Below are 1,303 nucleotides of genomic sequence, written 5' to 3'. Positions count from 1 at the left end.
CAAGAACTGTGTTAAAAACCAAATGAAAAACAGTTTATTTTTAAACAATATTCTTCTATTACATTTTCACCCTAGAATAAAAATATATTGAAATAATAATTTAAAACTAGGTTTTACCTTACTAAAACACTCCTGTAGTTTTCGTCATACCACAAATGAGATTTAGCAATTGCAAAGGCCTGTTTTAATAGCTTGTTACAGACTGCAACCAAAGCTAGTTTTTTACTCTTCCCTTTTGCAACAATCCTATTATAGAGTTCTTTACAAGCTTTATTATGTTTGCTTGCAGAGAAACTACAAATAAATAATACTTTTCTCAGTCTCCTATTTCCCATTTTACTTATTCTAGGTCTTGATCTTATACTACTACCTGACTCTCTTATGATAGGTGTTAGACCAGCAAAAGAGCAGAGTTCTGAGGCTGTATTAAAACGTTCAAATCCATCAGTCAAAACAATTAATAGAGCACTAGCTTTGGCTCCTAAACCAGGGATGCTTTTAATACGACTATGCAAGTCCTGATACTCTTGTTTTACTAATTTTAAAACGGTTATCTCCAGAGTTTCTATTTCTTTTTTATAAAATTTTAAGCTCCTATTTATGGAACGTATTACTCTAGGAACTGGACTACCTTGCGCTTCTTCTGAGTGCAATTTATTTTTAAGAACGATGATCTCCTTCGTATATAAATTACTTAAACTTAATAGATGAGAACATTCTTTTTGGCTCTTGGTCTGACCTGTCCATAAGCTAGGGCTATTCATAATAGCATATTCATAAATCATTTTAGAATCACTCTTGTCTGTCTTTATTTTTGATAGCTTCATTTGGATGAACCGTTTAACTGACAAAGGATTTTCAACACTAACTTTTATATTATTTTCAATTAAGTAATATGCCAATCGTAAATGGTAAACACCTGTAGATTCCATAACGCAATGGGGATTGCTACCCATGAGTTTGATGAATTTCTTAAAGCCTGTAAGCTCATTACTAAACTGGTGAAACAATCCATCGCTTCCCATTACATCAAAAACATCTTTACTAATGTCAATTCCAAAATAATTCGTATTTTCATTCATATTTAATATGTTATGAAGGAACATATCTACCGTGTTTTCTACAACTTAAAAACGAGATCCTTAGTCTCTTAGAACTGTACGAAATAATAGTAGAAAAGAGAGGGGATTCTCAAGAAAATCGAGATCAAATCTCACTATACAAAATAACCTTAATCCTCTCTTTTTGTTCTTTCTGTTTATGTACTTAAATTTAAAACTTTATTAATAAAAGCTAACTTAAG

The 1,303-nt window shown here is 31.2% G+C and carries 1 protein-coding gene; it reads right to left on the bottom strand.

Annotated elements, in window-relative coordinates; translation table 11 throughout:
- Window positions 1-113: 113 nt before the first annotated feature.
- On the bottom strand, window positions 114-1,082 hold the full coding sequence (locus EV196_RS19780; RefSeq protein ID WP_132219510.1) for an IS110 family RNA-guided transposase: 969 nt from the start codon (window positions 1,080-1,082) through the stop codon (window positions 114-116).
- Window positions 1,083-1,303: the final 221 nt, after the last annotated feature.

It is taken from the genome of Mariniflexile fucanivorans (assembly GCF_004341235.1).
In the GTDB taxonomy this organism is placed as follows: Bacteria; Bacteroidota; Bacteroidia; order Flavobacteriales; family Flavobacteriaceae; genus Mariniflexile; species Mariniflexile fucanivorans.
This window is presented reverse-complemented; position numbering and strand designations above follow the sequence as displayed.

What these genes read in the sequence shown, in the direction of transcription:
- EV196_RS19780 (WP_132219510.1), bottom strand. Translation starts at nt 1,082, where the DNA reads ATGAATGAAAATACGAATTATTTTGGAATTGACATTAGTAAAGATGTT.